At 59.0% G+C, this 18293-nt stretch carries 10 protein-coding genes; 2 read left to right on the top strand and 8 right to left on the bottom strand.

The annotated features are described in order from the left end of the window. Positions 1-3: 3 nt before the first annotated feature. From ACQKI2_RS09245 to ACQKI2_RS09215, 7 genes are all read right to left on the bottom strand, one after another. On the bottom strand, positions 4-1371 hold the full coding sequence (locus tag ACQKI2_RS09245; RefSeq protein ID WP_427379409.1) for a spinster family MFS transporter: 1368 nt from the start codon (positions 1369-1371) through the stop codon (positions 4-6). 4 nt (positions 1372-1375) lie between these two features. Beyond that, on the bottom strand, positions 1376-3652 hold the full coding sequence (locus tag ACQKI2_RS09240; protein ID WP_427379408.1) for a TonB-dependent receptor: 2277 nt from the start codon (positions 3650-3652) through the stop codon (positions 1376-1378). A gap of 148 nt (positions 3653-3800) precedes the next feature. Then, complete coding sequence (locus ACQKI2_RS09235; protein ID WP_427379407.1) at positions 3801-4433, bottom strand: TetR/AcrR family transcriptional regulator; 633 nt, start codon at positions 4431-4433, stop codon at positions 3801-3803. Between the two features lie 296 nt (positions 4434-4729). Beyond that, complete coding sequence (locus tag ACQKI2_RS09230; RefSeq protein WP_427379406.1) at positions 4730-6565, bottom strand: response regulator; 1836 nt, start codon at positions 6563-6565, stop codon at positions 4730-4732. Continuing rightward, positions 6555-7418: a CheR family methyltransferase gene (locus ACQKI2_RS09225; RefSeq protein WP_427379405.1), complete on the bottom strand. Its 864-nt coding sequence runs from the start codon at positions 7416-7418 to the stop codon at positions 6555-6557. The genes ACQKI2_RS09230 and ACQKI2_RS09225 overlap by 11 nt, the downstream gene beginning before the upstream one ends. Beyond that, on the bottom strand, positions 7415-10432 hold the full coding sequence (locus ACQKI2_RS09220) for a response regulator (RefSeq protein ID WP_427379527.1): 3018 nt from the start codon (positions 10430-10432) through the stop codon (positions 7415-7417). Before ACQKI2_RS09220 ends, ACQKI2_RS09225 begins: the two co-directional genes overlap by 4 nt. A 334-nt stretch (positions 10433-10766) precedes the next feature. Then, positions 10767-12032 (bottom strand): acetyl-CoA C-acyltransferase, encoded by a 1266-nt coding sequence (locus ACQKI2_RS09215; protein ID WP_427379404.1) that lies wholly within the window; start codon positions 12030-12032, stop codon positions 10767-10769. 280 nt (positions 12033-12312) lie between these two features. On the opposite strand from ACQKI2_RS09215, the gene ACQKI2_RS09210 reads away from it, so the two are divergent. Beyond that, positions 12313-14031, top strand: coding sequence for a PLP-dependent aminotransferase family protein (locus ACQKI2_RS09210; RefSeq protein WP_427379403.1), 1719 nt, complete (start codon positions 12313-12315; stop codon positions 14029-14031). A 46-nt stretch (positions 14032-14077) separates the two neighbouring features. Here ACQKI2_RS09210 and ACQKI2_RS09205 read toward each other — a convergent pair whose 3' ends face one another. Further along, positions 14078-16411: a TonB-dependent receptor gene (locus ACQKI2_RS09205; protein ID WP_427379402.1), complete on the bottom strand. Its 2334-nt coding sequence runs from the start codon at positions 16409-16411 to the stop codon at positions 14078-14080. Positions 16412-16739: 328 nt separating this feature from the next. On the opposite strand from ACQKI2_RS09205, the gene ACQKI2_RS09200 reads away from it, so the two are divergent. Further along, positions 16740-18203, top strand: coding sequence for an alanine/glycine:cation symporter family protein (locus tag ACQKI2_RS09200; protein ID WP_427379401.1), 1464 nt, complete (start codon positions 16740-16742; stop codon positions 18201-18203). The last annotated feature ends 90 nt before the right edge of the window (positions 18204-18293 follow it).

Below are 18293 nucleotides of genomic sequence, written 5' to 3'. Positions count from 1 at the left end.
GCGTCATGACTTTACCCTCTGGGCTTCTTCCTTCCGGATCGCGTGGGCCAGCCAGAGAAACAGGATGACCGCCAGGACGTAAAATGGAGTCAGTGTGTAGAATGCCAATTGAAGTGAGTTTTCCGGATTTTCCGCCCTGAACATGTCACTCGCCATGCCGAGATAGGTCGGCCCAAGACCGAGGCCGATAAGGTTCATGATCAGCAGGAGCAGCGCGCCGGACAGCACGCGCTGATCCGGGCGGACCTCTTCCTGCACCAGGGTGACGGCTGGCGAGAGATAGAAATAGTTGAAGAAAGTCGGCCCGATCAGGAACAGCAGCGCAAGCGGCCAGCCAGGCGCCCAGACGAAGCCGAGGAAAAAGGGGATGGCCGCCGCCAAACCAATAGCCGGCACCAGCGCATAGGCAACTTTTGACTTTTGGCCAAACCGGTCGACCAGCCAACCAGATACATACATGCCCGCAGCAACCCCGACCCCGAGCAGGATCGAATAGTACAGTGCCAGTTCCTGCAGCGTCATGCCCTTCTCGCGCATCAGGAACAGCGTCGTGAAGTTCAGCGTGGCATAGGTGACAAACTGGATAGCGCCGCTGGCCAACGCCGTGAGGATCAAAACCGGCCGTGTAAAGAACATCCGCATCGTGCTCCAGAAGCCAGAGCCCGCAGAAGGTATTTTGCCTACTGATGGCTCAAGGGCCGGTGCAGATGGCGGGGCATCAAGCCTTCCCTTTTCCGGCTCAGGCACGAAGAAATACACGAAGAGCGCGGTGGTTATTCCCACCATGCCGAGCGAGATGAACGCGATGCGCCAGTCAAATGCCGCCGCCATAGAGGCGCCGAACGCCACACCAAGCGCCATGCCGATAGGGGGCCCGAAATTGAACAAGGCCAGCGCTGTTCCGCGCCGCCCCGGAGGGAAATAGTCCGAGATAATGGCATAGGATGGCGGCACGCCGCCCGCCTCTCCAACGCCGACCGCCAGCCGGCCCACCACCAATTGCGGATAGCTGCGCGCCAGGCCACAGAAAAGCGTTGCTGCGCTCCAGATGGCGCAGGCAACCGACAGCACTTTCACCCGGTTCGTGCGGTCTGCAATCCAGGCGACAGGAATGCCCAGGATGCAATAGACCAGCGCAAAGTAGAGGCCGGTTATGCGGCCCAGCTGACCGTCCGTGATGCCGAGTTCATCCTGAATGGGCTTGGCAAGGATGGAAATGATCTGCCGGTCCAGAAAGTTCAGCACATAGACAAAACACAGAACGGCGAGAACGAACCAGGCCTTCCCATCCGGCCGCGCATAAGGCGCGGCCGGCGGGACAGCGGTTCCGGGCGGGGAGGCGGCCTGTACCGCACTGTCGGGGCTGGACATCGGCTCAGAACTCATAGCTCAGACGGACACCAACTGTCCGTGGACGGAGCCTTGCATAACGGCCATCGAGAAACGCCTCCGGATGCACATAGGTGATGGAACTGTCGTCCAGAAGGTTCTCAATATAGGCTACAGCTTTCCACTGGTCGCGCGACATACCGGCCTGAAGGTTCACGACCGTGTAGGCATCCGTATAGTCGAAGGTTGGCGCGACAACGTTCGGGTTGCCCGGCACGTTCGGGAACATGCCCGGGAAATCGCCGACATAAGCCGCAGTTGCCGCAGCGAACGCATCGGTGTCGCCCCCCATCCTCCAGTCATAGCGGACCGTGGCGGAACCCTGGAAGGTCGGGAAGGAAAGCGAGATGCCTTCTTCGGCGCCCGACATGGCAGCCTCTGTCGGCGTCACGTCGGTGACTTCGGAATCGTTCAGCGATCCGTTGAGGAAGAAGCTGAAATTCTGCGCCGGATAAGCAGCGATTTCAAACTCAAGGCCCTTGCTGACCGCGCCGCCGATATTGGTGGCGAACTGAACCTGGTCCGACAGGCGGTTTGCCTGAACTTGGATGTCCTGCCAGTCGATGTAGTAGGCCGCGACATTTGCCGCCAGCTTGCCGTTCAGCCAGTAGCCTTTCGCACCGATTTCATAGTTCGTCAGCGAATCGGAGTCTGCGCCATTCGGGATGACCAGATCACTCGGGTCGACGATACTGACAGCGCCGGCGCGTGCGTTGGCCACCGGAGAGCGGAAGCCGGTCGAGATGGACGCATAGGTCGTGACATTATCGACAGGCTTGTAGGAAGCACTGAGCTTGTAAGAGAGCTTGTCACCTTCGACCTTCAGGCCTTCCACCGCGGCGACAGGAAACACCGTGATCGGAACATTGGTGGCTCCGCCCAGGGCGAGCGCCAGATAGTTGCTGTTATAGCCGCCTTCATTGGTGAAGCTCTGCACGGAAGTCGTAGTGTAGCGCGCGCCGCCGGTCACCCAGAACTGGTCCGAGAAGCGGTAGGTGAGCTCGCCGAAGCCCGCTGTTTCGAACTGGTCGAAATAGCTGGTGAAGCGGAGGTAGTATTCATCCGGCAGGCCGGTTAGACCGCGTGTATCAAGGAATTCCTGAGACGAGCGGTAGTCATAGGTAATGTCGCGGCGCTTGTTGAAATAGAAGCCGCCAATGATCCAGTCCCAGTTGCCGCCATCTGCCGAAGCAAGGCGGACCTCCTGCACGAACGTCTCATCATAACCGACCGCATCCAGAGCGAACGGAATCAGCTGGCCGAACGTGCCGGCCAGGTCGACGATGAATTTCCCGTCGATGTTCGAGTAAGTCGATGAACTGGTGAAGTTGGCGAAGCCGAAATCATAGTCGAGCGCGAAATTGTAAGTGGTGAAATCAGACTGGAAAAGGTCCGGCTGGTCCGTCAGGCGGACAAACTCTCCGCGGTTCGGATTGGTCAGCCCGGAATCATCCGGCTGGCTGTTTTCATGGATAACCATCAGCTGCATATCGAGCGCGTCGGTCGGTTCCCAGCGCAGGATGGCGCGGCCGCCATAGGAGGTCAGCGAGTTGGCGCCTTCGATTCCGGTGCCGATATTATCGACCCAGCCCTCCTCATCGCGGTAGAAGCCAACGACGCGCAGGCCCAGCTTATCTTCAGCCAGCGGGATGTTGACCATGCCGTTATAGCGCTGGCGGAAGGCGTCGCCGTCTGTCAGGCCATAATCAACCAGGGCGGAAGCTTCGAATTCTTTGGTGTTGGGTTTTTTCGTCAGGATGCGGACAGCACCGGACAGCGAGTTCGCGCCAAACAGCGTGCCCTGCGGACCGCGCAGGATTTCCACACGCTCCACATCGTAGAGTGTGGGGTCAAGGATGGTCGAGTTGCCGTTCGACGAAATCGGGAGTTCATCAATATAGATGGCGGTGGCCGCCTGGAGATTGGCGCCATAGCCATTGGTGGCGATGCCACGGGTCGTGAAGTTGTTGAAGTTGGCGGTCGGCTGGTTGATCACAACGCCGGGTGTTTCGCGGGCAAGGCCATCATAGCTGACAATCCCCTTCTCGGTCAGCGCTTCCTGTTGGTAGGCGGTCACACTGAGGGGTACGTCCTGCAGGCTTTCCTCACGCCGGGTGGCCGTAACCACCACCTTGTCGAGGCTACGCTGCGCCTCCGGCTCTTCTGACCGGACGGGTGCCTGCTCGGCTTCCTGGGCGCCTGCGCCTCCGAGCATGGAAAGAACGGCCGCCGCGCTCGCGGAAGCGAGAATTCTGATCTTCATGATGATCCTCCCTGAGGCGCCTCGTTGATGGGCGCTTGGGAGTTTGGTGCGCCATTCCGGGCGCACTGTCAATATTCACTCACCCGTGAGTGAATATTATTTTCAAGCCGGTCCAACCATTCATCTTGCGAGCGCTCCGACACCGCCGTCAGCTGCGCGAAGCGGCCGACTGTCTGCAGATGTCGATGAAGCCCGCCGCCATGAAACGGGCCATCCGCTCTTTGACTGCCGCGAAGTCATCGGACTTGCACAGCCCGCCCGACAAGCGGTCAATCCGGCCGGTCCGGGCCAGGGTGAGCATCAATCCGCCGGTGACAAAGTGATAGCCCCAGAAGATATCCACATCATCGCACTCCGGAAGCGCTTGCTTGAGAATGCCCACCAGGCGCAGCACCAACTCGTCGAAATGTTCGTCGAACAGTTCGGCGCCGAGCGGCGTATTGGCCACCTGAGCGCCAAGGCTGGCAAAGTTCTGCCAGCCTTCCCCGCCCTGGATGTAGAGATCCAGGTCAGTATCCAGGAACGCCCGCAGCGCGCCCTCCACAGTCGGCTTTCCGCCACAAGAGGCCTCATATTCGTCCAGCGCCTTCATACGCAGCGACCGGGTCACTTCGGCGCGCCGTTTGAATACCTCGTCAAACAGCTCGCGCTTGTCGGTGAAGTAATAGTTCAGCAGGCTGTGGTGGACGCCAACACGTTTGGCGACATCCCGAAGCGTGACACCATGCAGACCGTGGATGGAAAACAGATACTCGGCAGCATCGAGAATCTGTTCGGTCATCTCTGCTCTTTGCTCGGCCTTCTTCGACCGTCTTGGTGGCTTTTTAGTTTCGGATGTCATGCCTTCTCCGGCGTCAGTTCAACAGGAACAGGGGCCGCCCGGATGTCTGGCCGACAGGGCTGCACCTGCACGTATCAGGTTTCTCCATCTGATTACCCACGTATCCGTAAGGAAAATCAAGCGGGTCTATGTTGAAGCCGATTTACGAAAACACAGCCTCCACGCCTCAGTTTCCGTCACCTTGATCCGGGTTTCGCTCGCGCTAGCAGCCCATGGATCGAGGTCCCGGAAGCCTATCAGGCCACCTGAGCTTCCCGAGGCTTCGCCAAGCGGCGCAAGACGGCGCGCAGACCCGCTGAACTAAATGGCTTCTGTATGACCGGAACGGAGCGGAAGGCACTCGGAAGATGCTCAGGGCCATAGCCGGACACAAAGCAGAACGGGATATCGCGCCCTGCCAGCAGTTCTGCGACGGCGTCCACCTTCTCGCCGCGGAGATTACCGTCAAGGATAGCCAGATCTATTCCGTCCCCACTGGCGGTATCAAGGGCCTCGGAAAGCGTTCTTGCGACAGCGACCACTTCCGCGCCCGCATCCTCAATTTCATGTGTCAGGTCGAGCACAACCAGCGGCTCGTCCTCGACCACTAGGACGTGGAGACCGGCCAACTCCGCCCCGGCGGCAACGGCCACGGCGGAATCAGGCCGGGCCGCCGCTGGGGAGCCCTTAAGGGGTGAGACACCCCTCAGGAGACGGATGGTCCATTTGACACCTTCGCGGCTCCATTCGGCGGCAACGGTTCCTTCCTCGCCCCCGGCACTGGACGCAATCAACGTCAGACCAAACCCCGTGCGGGCAGGCGCCGTCACGGGCGGGCCACCCTTTTCCTGCCACCGCAGCACAAGCCCCTCTCCTTCCAGCGCCCAGTCGAGATGAATCTCGCCGCCAGGCACCGAGAGAGCACCATATTTCTGCGCATTGGTGGTCAGCTCATGCAGAGTGAGCGCCATACGGAGCATATTTTCAGGAGAAATTTCGACCCGCGGGCCCGTGCGGCGCAGGCGGTCAGCCGCGAGCGTGCCAGCACGGATATGGTCTTCAATAAGATCATCCAGAGGCGCGCTCGACCAGGTTGCGTCTGACAAGATTGAGTGCGCGCGCGCGAGGGCCTGGAGCCGCCCTGAAAAGCTGCGGTCGAACTCCGCAAGATCTGCGGACTGGCGCAACGTCTGACGCGCAATCGCCTGAACATTGGCGAGGGTATTCTTGATCCGGTGATTAAGCTCGCCGATGAGCAGCGAGCGTACTTCCTCGGCCTGCCGCCGCGCGGTGATATCGAGCACTTGCAGGCTCAGCGAGCGATGGCGCCCATCCGCCTCAATCAGCACAGATCCATAAACCTCGCAGGTCACTTCACGGCCATCAGCCGTTCTCGCAACCACCTCGAGGCTATGTCGCAGCGAGCGATCAGAGTCGCTGTGCTCATCGACCCACCCCTTCAACACTGTCGTGGCTTCGGCCGGAAGCCATCCGCTCGCCTCAAGGGTCTGACCAAGCATATCGCGCGCAAGCCGGCTGAATATCCGTTCCGCGCCCTGTGACCAGCTTCGCATCACCAGGCCGCCATCCAATTCGACAAAGCCGAGCGGAGAATTATCCGTATGCGCCTTCAGCCGGGCCATTGCCTGGTCCCGGTGCTGGGCGATGGCGCGCATTTCATCGCGCTGCTTTGCAAGATCGCGGGCCTGTTGACCAATTCGGAAGAAAACTTCTGCCTTCGACTTCAGAATAACAGGATCAATCGGCTTGAAGATAAAATCGACGGCGCCGGCCTCATAGCCTCTGAAACGGCGTGTTTCGTCCTTTTCCACAGCAGTCACAAAAATGATCGGCACAAGGCGCGTCCGCTCTGCCCCGCGCATCAGTTCTGCCAGTTCATAACCGTCCGTCTCCGGCATATGCACGTCGAGAAGCACGAGGGCATAATCATTGACATGCAGAAGTTCCAGCGCCTCCGCAGCTGACTGCGCCTGATGGACCTCCAGCCCATCCCGGCGGAGCAGGGCTTCCAGCGCCATCAGATTCTCGGTCATATCATCGACGATCAGGAAGCGGATGGCTCTATCGGGCATGGTTTACCTCCTGAACGGCAGTGCGGCGCCAGATGCGCTGGGTCTCGTCAAATGGGATGAAGGCCTGTGCGTGGCCGGAAAATCTCAATGTCTCATGCGCACCGAGACCAAGGAATCCCCCCCGCGCAAGAGACTCTGCAAACAGGCCAATCGCCCGTTCCTGAAGCGCATTATCGAAATAGATGAGAACATTCCGGCAGGATACGAGATGGACTTCCGAGAAAACCTGATCCGTCGCCAGATTATGCTCTGTAAAAACCGTCCGGCTGCGCAAAGTGCGGTCGAACACAGCGCGGCCGTACCCGGCAGTGTAGTAATCCGACAGTGAGGAGCGCCCGCCCGATTGCTGATAGTTCTGGGAAAACTCCGTCATCCGGCTTATGTCGTAAACACCCGTCTCCGCCTTCGCCAACGCACGGCGATTGATTTCCGTGGCGTAGAACACGGTCCGTTCGAACAGGCCTTCTTCCCGAAAGAGGATGGCGAGCGAATAGAGCTCCTCCCCATCCGCGCAGCCCGCGACCCATACCTTGATCGAGGGAAAAGTGCGCAGATAGGGGATCACACCCTGCCGCAGGGCCAGATAGAATTCAGGATCGCGGAACAGGGCGCTAACCTGAACCGTCATTGCGTCTATCACCTCCGGCAGCACCTCAGGCTCATGCAAAAGACGGCGCTGCAGGTCGGACAGGGTTGCGCAATTGAGACGCATACAGGCGACCTCCGCCCGGCGCTGCAACGAGGCCCGCGAATACGACCTGAAGTCGTAATGGTATCGTCGGAAAAGAGCTTCGAGGAACAGGTCCAGTTCGACCATTTCCACCGATGCGGAAGTAATCGCCGCAGTCGTCATCGGGGCATCCACACACGGGTCAATGAGAGAAGCCTATCGACATCCACCGGCTTGGGCAGATAATCATTTGCGCCGGCGGCAAGGCATTGGTTTTCGTCGTCGGCCATCGCCTTGGCCGTCAGCATGATGATCGGCAGGGATTTCCACCGGTCAATCTTGCGGATTTCGCGGGTGGCGGTGAGGCCATCCATTTCCGGCATCATCACATCCATCAGCACGAGGTCTACCCGTGGCTGCGCGCCATCAGCGATCCGCCCAAGGACATCCAGCGCCTCGCGGCCATTGCGTGCGATCTGGACAGTCGCTCCATGCGGCTCAAATATGCCGGTAAGCGCATAAACATTGCGAATATCGTCCTCAACGACAAGGATGCGGCGCCCTTCCAGGAGCGCGTCCCGGTTGAGCGAGGCGGCCAGCATTTCCCTCTGCTTGGCCGGCAGATCCGACACCACCTGATGCAGGAACAGCGTCACTTCATCAATCAAGCGTTCGGGTGATTTTGCCCCCTTGATAATGATGGATTTGGAGTATCGGCGCAGCCGCTGCTCCTCCGCCTCACTGAGCGTGCGGGCGGTATAGATGATCACGGGCGGAAAGCTCGTATCATCATCGCTGGCCAGCTTTTCGAGCAGGTCGAGCCCGGTGGCATCTGGCAGCGTCATGTCGAGGACGATGCAATCAAAATTGCGCTCACGGAACGCGGTCAGGGCTTCTGCGGCCGTTGTCGCGCCCACGGTCTCAACACCGTCATTGCCGAGCAGCGCCTGGAGCCCCTCAAGTTGAATTTCATCATCTTCCACGATCAGCACACTGCGCATTCTCTGCTCAAGGCGCCGCTCCAGCTTCTGCATCGCCTGGGACAGATCTGCGCGCTGGACGGGTTTCAGCATATAGCTGATGGCGCCTTGCGAAAGCGCTTCATGGGTGTAGTCGTCGGCCGATACCATGTGAACGGGGATGTGCCGCGTAGCCAGGTCGCGCTTCAGCTGGTCCAAAACTGTCAGGCCAGAATGGTCAGGGAGGCCGACATCCAGCACAATAGCCTGTGGCAGGTATTTCCGCGCAGCCCGGATCGCATCATCTGCCCGGCCAACGCAAATGCATTTGAATTTCAGCTCATGCGCCAGTTCATACAAGACCCGCGCAAAGGCCGGATCGTCCTCCACCGCCAGCATGACCCGGTCACCTTCGCCAAGGCGTGCCCGGTCATCCTCCAGCCCAGCAAGCGCATGCAACGGGACACCGCCATCAGGTATTTCCTTGGCCGGACCATTCGCGATCCCCTCACGTAACGGCGGCGGCACTACTTCGGGGGCCGCACTGGCCTGAGCGGCCATGTTCCGCGGGACGGTCACGGTAAAGGTGCTGCCCTTGCCAGGCGTGCTGTCCAGCGTAATCTTGCCGCCGAGCAGATCGGCAAGTTCCCGGGAAATGGACAGGCCCAGACCGGTGCCCCCGTAGCGGCGGGAAATTGTCCCATCAGCCTGACGGAAAGCCTCAAAAATAGTATCCTGCTGTGTCTGCGCGATACCGATGCCGGTATCTTTCACCGAGAAGGCGATATCCCCGCCCTGGGCGCGCACAGCGAGCGTCACCCTGCCCTTTTCGGTGAATTTGAGGGCATTCGACAGGAAGTTACGAAGCACCTGTTCCAGTCGAATTTCATCCGTATGCAGCACACCAACATCGGCGGCGACTTCCGCGGCAATACTGAGCCCCTTTGACCTCGCCTGCGCCTCAAAGCCGCGCACCAGTTTCCTTGCCACCATTTGCGGATCGACCTCGGTGAGGGAGAGGTCCATCCGGCCGGCTTCAATCTTCGAGAGATCCAGAATGTCATTAATGAGGGCGAGAAGGTCCTTTCCGGAGCTTTCGATTGTCTGGGCCCAACGGATCTGTTCCTCGGTCAGCGTCCCACCGCGATTTTCGGCGAGCAGACGCGACATGATCAGGAGGGCATTCAGCGGGGTGCGCAGTTCGTGGGACATGTTCGCCACGAATTCAGACTTGTAACGGCTCTCGCGCGCCAAGGTTTCCGACTGTTCGGCCAGCGCCTGGCGCGAGCGGACCAGCGCATCGCGCTGTTCTTCCAATTCCTGCGTCTGGCTTTCCAGCTGGGCGTTCTGCTCCTCCAGCTCGGACTGCTGCTCCTCCAGCATACGCTGGCTTTCCTTCAGCGCCTGGGTCTGCTCTTCCAGCTCCTCATTGGTCGCGGCGAGTTCCTCGCCATGGCTGCGAAGCTCCTCGGACTGGCGGCGGGTTTCCTCCAACAATTCCTGCAACTGGGACCGGTAAAGCGCCGACCGGAATGCAATACCGACCTTTTCGGCGACACGCTCCAGCATCCGGCGATCCCGCTCGGTAAGTGCTCTGTCCATGCCGAGCTCAAGGACCGCATTGATCTGGCTGTCATCGTGCAGGGGCACCAGGGCGCTGTAGGCGGCCCGGCCCTGCATCAGTCCGGACATCCAACCAAGCGCCGTTTCGGGGGTCGCTTCGATCTCGATTAACCGCTCTTCACTGACGGCACGCCAGAGATGTCCCGTGCCCGGCCGGACCACTTCGGGCAGCGCATCGGCATTGGCGCCCCAGACGGCCACGCGCTCAAGGCCTCTCGCTCCGCACTCATAGATGACGGCCGCCCGGACACCCAGACGCGCGCCGAGGACTTCAAGTGCCTGGTTACTGAGGGCGCGGGGCGTCAGGTCTCCCTGAACGGCGCGGGCAATGTCCACTTCGCCCTTCTGCACCCAGTCGGCATCCCTCAAGCGGTTGCGGCCCTGTATCAAGGCCCTGCCGGCAAGCGCAACGCCGGCCACGATGACGGCAGCCATGAGCCGGTTTATCCCGGCAATCTCCGGATTGATGCCATCGGCGCCCAGATAATAACCCGTTGCCAGAGCGACCCACACGATGGCGGCCACAACTACGGGCGCCGTGGGCTCATTGCCGCGAAAAGCGAGCAGCAGTGGGAGGAGGTACAGAATCCATACAGCGAACCCCAGCGGGGTCATCAGATCCAGAATGAAGACACCGGCAAGGCATGCGAAGATCCCCGCCAAAGCGCCAAATTGTCTGCGGTCTTCAGGTAAAATCTGCACCGGCCCATCCTGATTAAATTGCCGGTGGCTCAGCCCATCCACCCCTTCCGCCACACCAGACTCGCCGGCACGGTCCTGAAAAGTAAGGAAAAAATCTGAAATGACCCCATGCAAATATTTATTAAACGCGAGATTAAACGCAGAAGTCTGCTCCCGGTTCCCGGGCTATATCTAAAATTTTCGGGGGCGGTGCTGATCGGGTGAGTGGCGGTTCAGCCTTGACGCATGTTTTCTGTAAGCGGGCGTATCAGCCTGCCTCAAGCAGGGCCATCGTCCCCTGCCCGCCATCGGCGCAGATGCTGACTATAGCGCGTGTGCCCTTGCCCATTCCGGCAAGCTCCTTGACAGCCTGGCTGAGAATGCGCGCGCCCGTCGCGCCAAAAGGATGGCCGAGCGCAAGGCTGCCGCCGGTAGGGTTCATGCGGTCTACAGGGAAGGCTCCCGGATCAGCCTCAACTCCGGCTTTCGACGTCCGGAATGCTGCATCTTCCCAGGCCTTGATATGGAACAGCACCTGAGCGGCAAACGCCTCATGGATTTCCCAGAGATCAATATCCGAGTATTTGAGGCCGTTGCGCGCAAGGAGACGTGGCACTCCGTAAGCCGGGGCCATCAGCAAACCCTCATTGTGCAGATCGATCGACGTTACCTCGTAATCAACCAGTTTTACCCTTGGGGTCGCGGCGGGGAGCCTGCCAAGGCCGGCATCGGTCGCCACCCAGATTGCTGCGGCCCCGTCGGTCAGGGGTGAGGAGTTGCCCGCCGTCAGCGTCCCCTGGCCGCTGGTTTTGTCGAATGCCGGCCCGAGCCGCGCGAGCTTCTCCAGTGAGGTATCCGCCCGCGGAAAACCATCGCGCGCAAATGCGCCGACGGGAATGACAAGATCATCGAAGAATCCCTTGTCCCAGGCCTGCACGGCCCTCTGATGACTCATCAGGGCATGGCGATCCTGGGCCTCACGGGAAATCTGCCATTGCTTGGCGGTTATCTCCGTATGTTCGCCCATGCTCATGCCTGTCGTCCGGTTGACGACCCTGGGAATGAACAACGATATCGGCTTCAACCCGCCCAGACGCTTCAGCCGGTCTGAAAAAGTCTTCGCTTGCGTCAGCTGGCGGATGCCATCGGAAAGGCCCTGGCTGAGGCCGATCTGCACCTTGCTCATTGCCTCAGCGCCCCCGACAAGCGCCAGATCCCGGCCCCGCCCATCCAGAACGCCCGCCGCCTGGAAGACGCCCGCCATGCTGGTCGAACAGGCCATGACCGTCGACCAGGCCGGGATAGTCGGGTCCAATCCGGCATCCAATAACACCTCGCGGGCAAGGTTGCTCCAGGTCAGGTTCGGGATCACCGTTCCCCAGATCGCAAGATCGGGCCGGCCCGATGACCGCTCAGCCATGGCCTTTGCAACGGGAACGGACATTTCAATGGCATTGAGGTGGGACAGCGGGCCGTCCACGCGCGCAAAAGGTGTCCGTACCCCCGCCGCGAGCCAGAGATTACCTGCCAGCATGATTGTCTCCATGTTCCTGAGAAAACCGGAAAGCCCCTCGCTCAGGCGTCACTTCCGGTGTAATTGCTTTGTGAGATATCCTCATCCCGATACGGAAAAAAGACAACCGGCGGGTCTGACGCCGGCTCATCACGTAACCCCTCATGCCCACCAAACATCGCACTCGCATAGATGATGCCGAGGCCGTAACCGCCCCCATGTTCTTTGCGATGCCGGTGGTCAGACCTTAAGTCTCGCTGCGGCCCACTCGCGTTGCAGTTCCAGCAGATAGGTGAGCGCCTTGATCGGGCGTCCTCTTGAAAGGTTGGAAGGTTCCGCCGGGGTGCCGCCGTCTTTGCTGAAAGTTACAGCATCCCGTCACCAAGCCGCTGCTTCTGCGGGCTTTCGTCCGATATGCGCATCACAGGCGGGGCGTCTCTCTCAAAATGCTTCCCGTTATTGGGCCAATATGAAGTTGGTTAGAAATGAACGGAAGCCAATGCCGCAACATTCGTTTGAAAGGTTGTTTTATTTTTCTGGCGCCTCCCAGGACAAGCTGGGCAAACAGCTCCAGCGGATGTTGGTATCGGTGATCCTGGATGGAACGCATCCTGCGGATTTGCCTTTGCCCTCAAGCCGCAGGTTGGCGGACCAGCTTGGGATTGCCAGGGCTACCGTGTCGGCGGCTTATCTGGAACTCGTGCAACTCGGACTCATTGTTTCCCGCCAGCGTAGCGGATACTTCATTAACACTTCGGTGTGCCGCGATAGTAAGCAATTGAGCGCGTTGACGCCTGTTGATGGTGCCGCGCCGAGGGAACTGCGCTCTGAAATAGACTGGCTTAACCGGCTGGGCACGTCAGCCCAGTCGAGACGAAACATCATAAAGCCGAAAAACTGGCTGGACGCCAAATACTGCTTCATTTCCGGGCAGGTTGATCCAGCCATGTTTCCCCTCGCCGACTGGAGGAACTGTTCACGCGATTCTCTGGGGGTCGTTTCGATCAACAACTGGATTGGTGACAGCATCGTTGAAGATTGTGACGAACTCATCGAACAGATCCGTCAAAGGCTGCTCCCCCGTCGCGGAATTTCTGCGGGTGCGGACGAGATTCTCGTAACGCTGGGCTCGCAAAATGCGTTGTTCCTGCTCGGCATGGCACTCATCAATAGCCAAACCGTGGTTGGCCTTGAGTCCCCCGGTTACCCGGACGCTCGCAACATCTTTGCGCTGCGCTCGAACCATCTCAAACACCTCGAAATAGACCAGGAAGGTCTGTGCCTCAGCAGTCGGGTGGCTGAATGCGATTATATCTATGTGACCCCCAGCCATCAGGCCCCGACAACAGTCACCATGTCGCTCAGACGGCGGCAGGCCTTTCTCGAAATGGCGGAGATGGAAGACTTCATCATCCTCGAAGACGACTACGACAGTGATGTAAATTTCGATGCACGCTCTCTGCCCGCATTGAAATCTATGGATACCGGAGGCCGCGTCGTCTATTTCGCGAGTCTCTCAAAGTCGCTCGCGCCGGGACTGCGCATTGGATACGTGGTCGCCCCCAAGCCCCTCATCGACGAAATGCGTGCACTACGGCGGCTTATGCTTCGTCATCCGCCCACCAATATTCAGCTCACCCTCGCATTCTTCCTCGCACAAGGGAATTACGATGCATTGGCCCTTCGCCTGCGCAAGGCACACGAGCGGCGCTGGAAGATACTGAATGCAGCCATGGACACACACCTGAAATCTTGCCGTTATCAGACGGTATTCGGTGGCTCCTCGGTATGGGTGGAGGGGCCGCCTGGTGTCGATTGCGACTTGCTTTCCAGAGAGGCCCTGAAACACGGTATACTGATTGAGCCAGGATCGGTCTATTTCGACAATCCTGAAGCGCCGTGCCGTTGGTTCCGCCTAGGATACTCCGTGATCCAGGACAACCTGATTGAGCCGGGGATAATTGCCCTTGAAAATCTGATCGTCTCGCTGGCGGAAACAAAAAAAGAAGCCCGGGCCTGACAGATCAGGCCCGGGAAATATCTTGCATTCGCTTGAGGTATGAAATTCAGCTTCCGAAGCGATAGCCCACGCGGAGGCCAAACATCTGCGGTGCCCCCGCCAGAGCAACGCCATTGCCCGACACGGGATAGTTGTGGATCGCATAATCCTCATCGAACACGTTGGTACCAAACACCGTGACGTCGAGATTCCGCATAGCATTGGTCCAGGTCGCGCTGAAATCGGTCAGATCATGTTCCGGAACCGCTGCAAACTCCAGGGCGTCCGGATCCTGATAGGCGGTGTCCTTGTGACGATGGTCGACCAACAGCGCAAGTTCCGATCCACCCGGCAGATCGATCGTATACCGGATGTTGAGGTTATAGGCATTCTCCGGAGCATTGCGGAGTGGGTTTCCGCTCCTGGAAGTATCAACTGGAAGGTCTGACGGCGGACGGTATCCAGCAGGGACAAAGAAGTCGGTATATTCAGAATCCAGGTGGGCGTAGTTGCCCGAAAGGGTCAGGTTTTTTGTCACTGCCCAGATGAACTCTGCTTCAATGGCTTTGATCTTTGCTGACGCCGCATTCTGCGTAAGAAGGATACCAGGTGTGCCCGCAGGCGCGTCGGCCGGCACCATGAGCTGAAGGATTTGGAGATCATCGTAATCGGTATCTGAATAGGCAAGGTTCAGCCGGAGATTGTTGTTAAACCATTCCGATTTCGCCCCCAGTTCCATCATGGTCGCGAACTCAGGGTCAAACGGTGTCGCCGCCTGGCTTGCGGTCGTCGAGAGGCCGGGCCCGAAGCCCCCGGATTTATAGCCTTCGGAGATCACGCCATACAGGAAAATGTCATCCGTCGCCTGAAAGTTTACGCCGATCTTTCCGGTGAAGGCATCCCAGTCGGCTGTCACATCCGTGTTGAAGTTCTCCGTCGGCCCGCTGGCCGCCGGAGAGGCATTGCCTATCTGCCGGTTGTGTTTCTCATCGGCGGTGTAACGCCCCCCCGCAACGACGGAGACCCGGTCAGTGAAATTATAGGTCACCTGCCCGAATACAGCGGCGCTTGTCGTCAGGTTTTTCGCGTTGTCGCATCCGGAAAGGTTGTTCGGATTGGTCTGATAGGATGGCAATGTCGGCAGAGGAAATACCGAAAGTGACATGCACTCATTCCGCCGCGCGTCTTCTTCCAGATAGTATAGTCCGCCAACTGCGTTAATCCTGTCGCCCGCATATCCGAGGCGCAGTTCCTGGGTCAGCGTCTCGGAAGCGTCGGTGTAGTAGTTGGCACCCGTGATCGCCAGTTGCCCCAAGGCAATAGTGCGCATGGCATAGTCGATGTCGGCCTGGCTTGCGATGATGTTCCCCGGAACATGGTCTGCAGATACATCCCGGTAGCTTGTGATGGAATTGAAGGTGAGCGTGTCAGAGATGCTCCATTCGACATTCGCAACCAGGCCGTAAACTTCATTTTCGAACACGCCCGCGTCGGTCACCGCCACATAGCGGTAGGAATCCTCATAGCCGGGAATGAGCTGGGAGAGTGCCAAAGGCGTCGCCGGTGTCCCGTCCACGGAATGACCGTTTGCTGCCTGCTCATCCACCGTGCTGTAGCTCGCCGTGATGTTGACATCGACATTGTCGGCAGCAAGCCATCTCAGCCCGGCACGGGCGTTGAACTTGTCGATATTGCGAAGGTTGCGCGGCACATCCAGGCCGGTGATCTCCGGCACGATGTCGTAAATCCGGTTCTTGATGTACCCGTCCCGATCTCGTTTCGAGAAGGAGAACTTCGTGAACACCGTATCGCTCAGTGGAATGTTCACTTTCCCACGCAATGTCTGCAGGTTGTATGTGCCGACGGTGCCTTCAACTGCGGCTTCAAAGGTGTCGTGGGGCTTCTTGGTAATGACGTTTACAACCCCGCCCACAACGTTCCGGCCAAACAGGGTGCCTTGCGGGCCGCGCAACACCTCCACGCGCTCGATATCGAAAAGATCGAGATCCTGGCCTGCAGAACGGCCGATATAGGCTTCGTCAAGGAACACGACGACGGATTGGTCGCCCCCCGCCGCGTCTTCGTTGGAGCCAATACCCCGAATGTAGAGCTGTGTCTGACCGGGGTTGAATTCACCCATGGTGAAGCCCGGGCTGCGCTCGGTGATGCCTTTCAGGTCCACAATGCCACGGCTTTCCAATTCCGCGCCCGAAAACGCGGTCACTGCCAGCGGCGCAGATTGCAGATTCTCTTCCGTCTTCTGCGTAGTGATGATGACGGGCGCCAGCCGGCGGTCATCGGTGTCCTCAACTGTTTGGGCAAGAGCGACCTGGGAGCTGGCAATTCCTGATGCCAGAAAGCACAGAGTCAGCCGCCGAGTGAGTGCATTTGATTGGTTCATGTTTCAAATCCCTGGAACAAAGTCGTCGGTTAGCTGAGCTCGATCGACCGGCTTTGCCTCCTCCAGGGCGGATGCGTCCTTCTGTAAGGGACGCTGCTGTGCCAACCATCTTCGCTGCGTCGCAACACTATGACAAAGATTTGACTGCCAGCGAGCGCCAGTGGCGCGAAATGAACCAAGCCAGATCGTTGTTGTGTTTGCGTTCTTGTCCCGGCTCGCCATTGTTGCATCGCAAGATCAAATATGAGGCAGACTCCGGAGCGATCCGGAAGCCATCCGGGGGATTCCCCCACCAGTGAACAGGATTTCCAGTATGCCAGACCCAGCGATGATTGATTTCCTGAGATCGTCGCCTGCGGTGAGCCTTGACGCGCGCATCAATGATCTGGTGCAGCCCCTGACAACCGCGCTTTCCAGTTTCATTTTTTTCTCGGTTGATGTCGGCGGGGCGAGCGTACCGCTGATCGTCGTCTGGCTGATGGCGGGCTCTCTATTCTTCACCGTGTATCTTCGCTTCATCAACTTGCGTGGTTTTCTCCATGCTGTGAAACTTGTCTGGCCAAAGCGATCCCACAGCCAGGCGGAAGGTGAGGTGTCGCATTTCCAGGCACTGTCCGTCGCACTCTCGGGAACCGTCGGTATAGGCAACATCGCCGGTGTGGCCGTCACACTAAGCCTCGGCGGACCCGGAGCTACATTCTGGCTGATCATTGCCGGCCTGATCAGCATGACAACCAAGTTCGTCGAATGCACGCTTGGCGTAAAATACCGCGAAATTGATGACAAAGGCGTCGTCTCTGGCGGACCGATGTACTACCTGCAACGCGGCCTCGCACGGCGCGGCATGCCCCGGATCGGCCGCGTACTCGGCATCTTCTTTGCAGCGAGCATTGTCGTCGGATGCCTCGGCATCGGAAACATGTTCCAGTCTAATCAGGCAGCCGCCCAGATTTACACACTCTCTGGCGGTGCGGGAGGCGCCCTGGAGGGGCGCAACTGGATCACAGGCTGCGTGCTGGCATTGATCGTGGGTCTGGTGATCGTTGGCGGAATGCGACGCATCGCACGGATTGCCGACAAGATCGTGCCTTTGATGATCGTCGCCTATGTCACGGGCGCACTGGCTATCGTGCTCATGAACATCACGCGGCTTCCCTGGGCCATATCAACCATAGCTACCCAAGCATTTTCGCCCGAAGGTGTAGCCGGGGGCGTGGTTGGCGTGATGATCCTGGGTTTTCAGAGAGCAGTTTTCTCGAATGAAGCCGGGCTTGGGTCCGCTTCGATCGCGCATTCAGCAGTCAGGACCAGCGAGCCGCTGACAGAGGGCTTTGTTGCCCTGCTTGAACCTTTTATCGACACAGTCTTGATCTGTACACTGACCGGACTGGTGCTGGTCCTCGTTCTGGACCAGGAAACGATCATGGGCGGCGGCCTGGCCGGTATCGAGCTTACCTCCCTTGCCTTCGAGACGGCCATTCACGGTTCATCCTATCCGCTCAGTGCCGTGGCATTCCTGTTTGCGTTTTCCACGATGATAGCTTGGGCCTATTATGGGCAGCGGGGGTGGATTTATCTGTTCGGCCGCGGCGCAATCAAGCTGCAGGCGTTCAACCTTGTCTTCTGCCTGTTCATTATTGTCGGGGCCACCATCAAGCTCGGCGCTGTGCTCGATTTCGCTGATGCGATTATCTACGTCATGGCCCTGCCCAACATTCTGGGCCTCTACATGATGGCCTCCGAAGTCAGGCACGACCTTAACGACTACTGGGCCCGGCGCGACAGCTCCTGAACTTCCGGCCTCCTCTTTCTCTACCCCTCACCCCTAACCTCCGCCACACCGCCGCCCATCCGGCGCGGGAACGATCCTTCCATGCCCATG

The sequence above is a fragment of the Hyphomonas sp. NPDC076881 genome, from assembly GCF_050269995.1.
Classification (GTDB): Bacteria; Pseudomonadota; Alphaproteobacteria; order Caulobacterales; family Hyphomonadaceae; genus Hyphomonas.
This window is presented reverse-complemented; position numbering and strand designations above follow the sequence as displayed.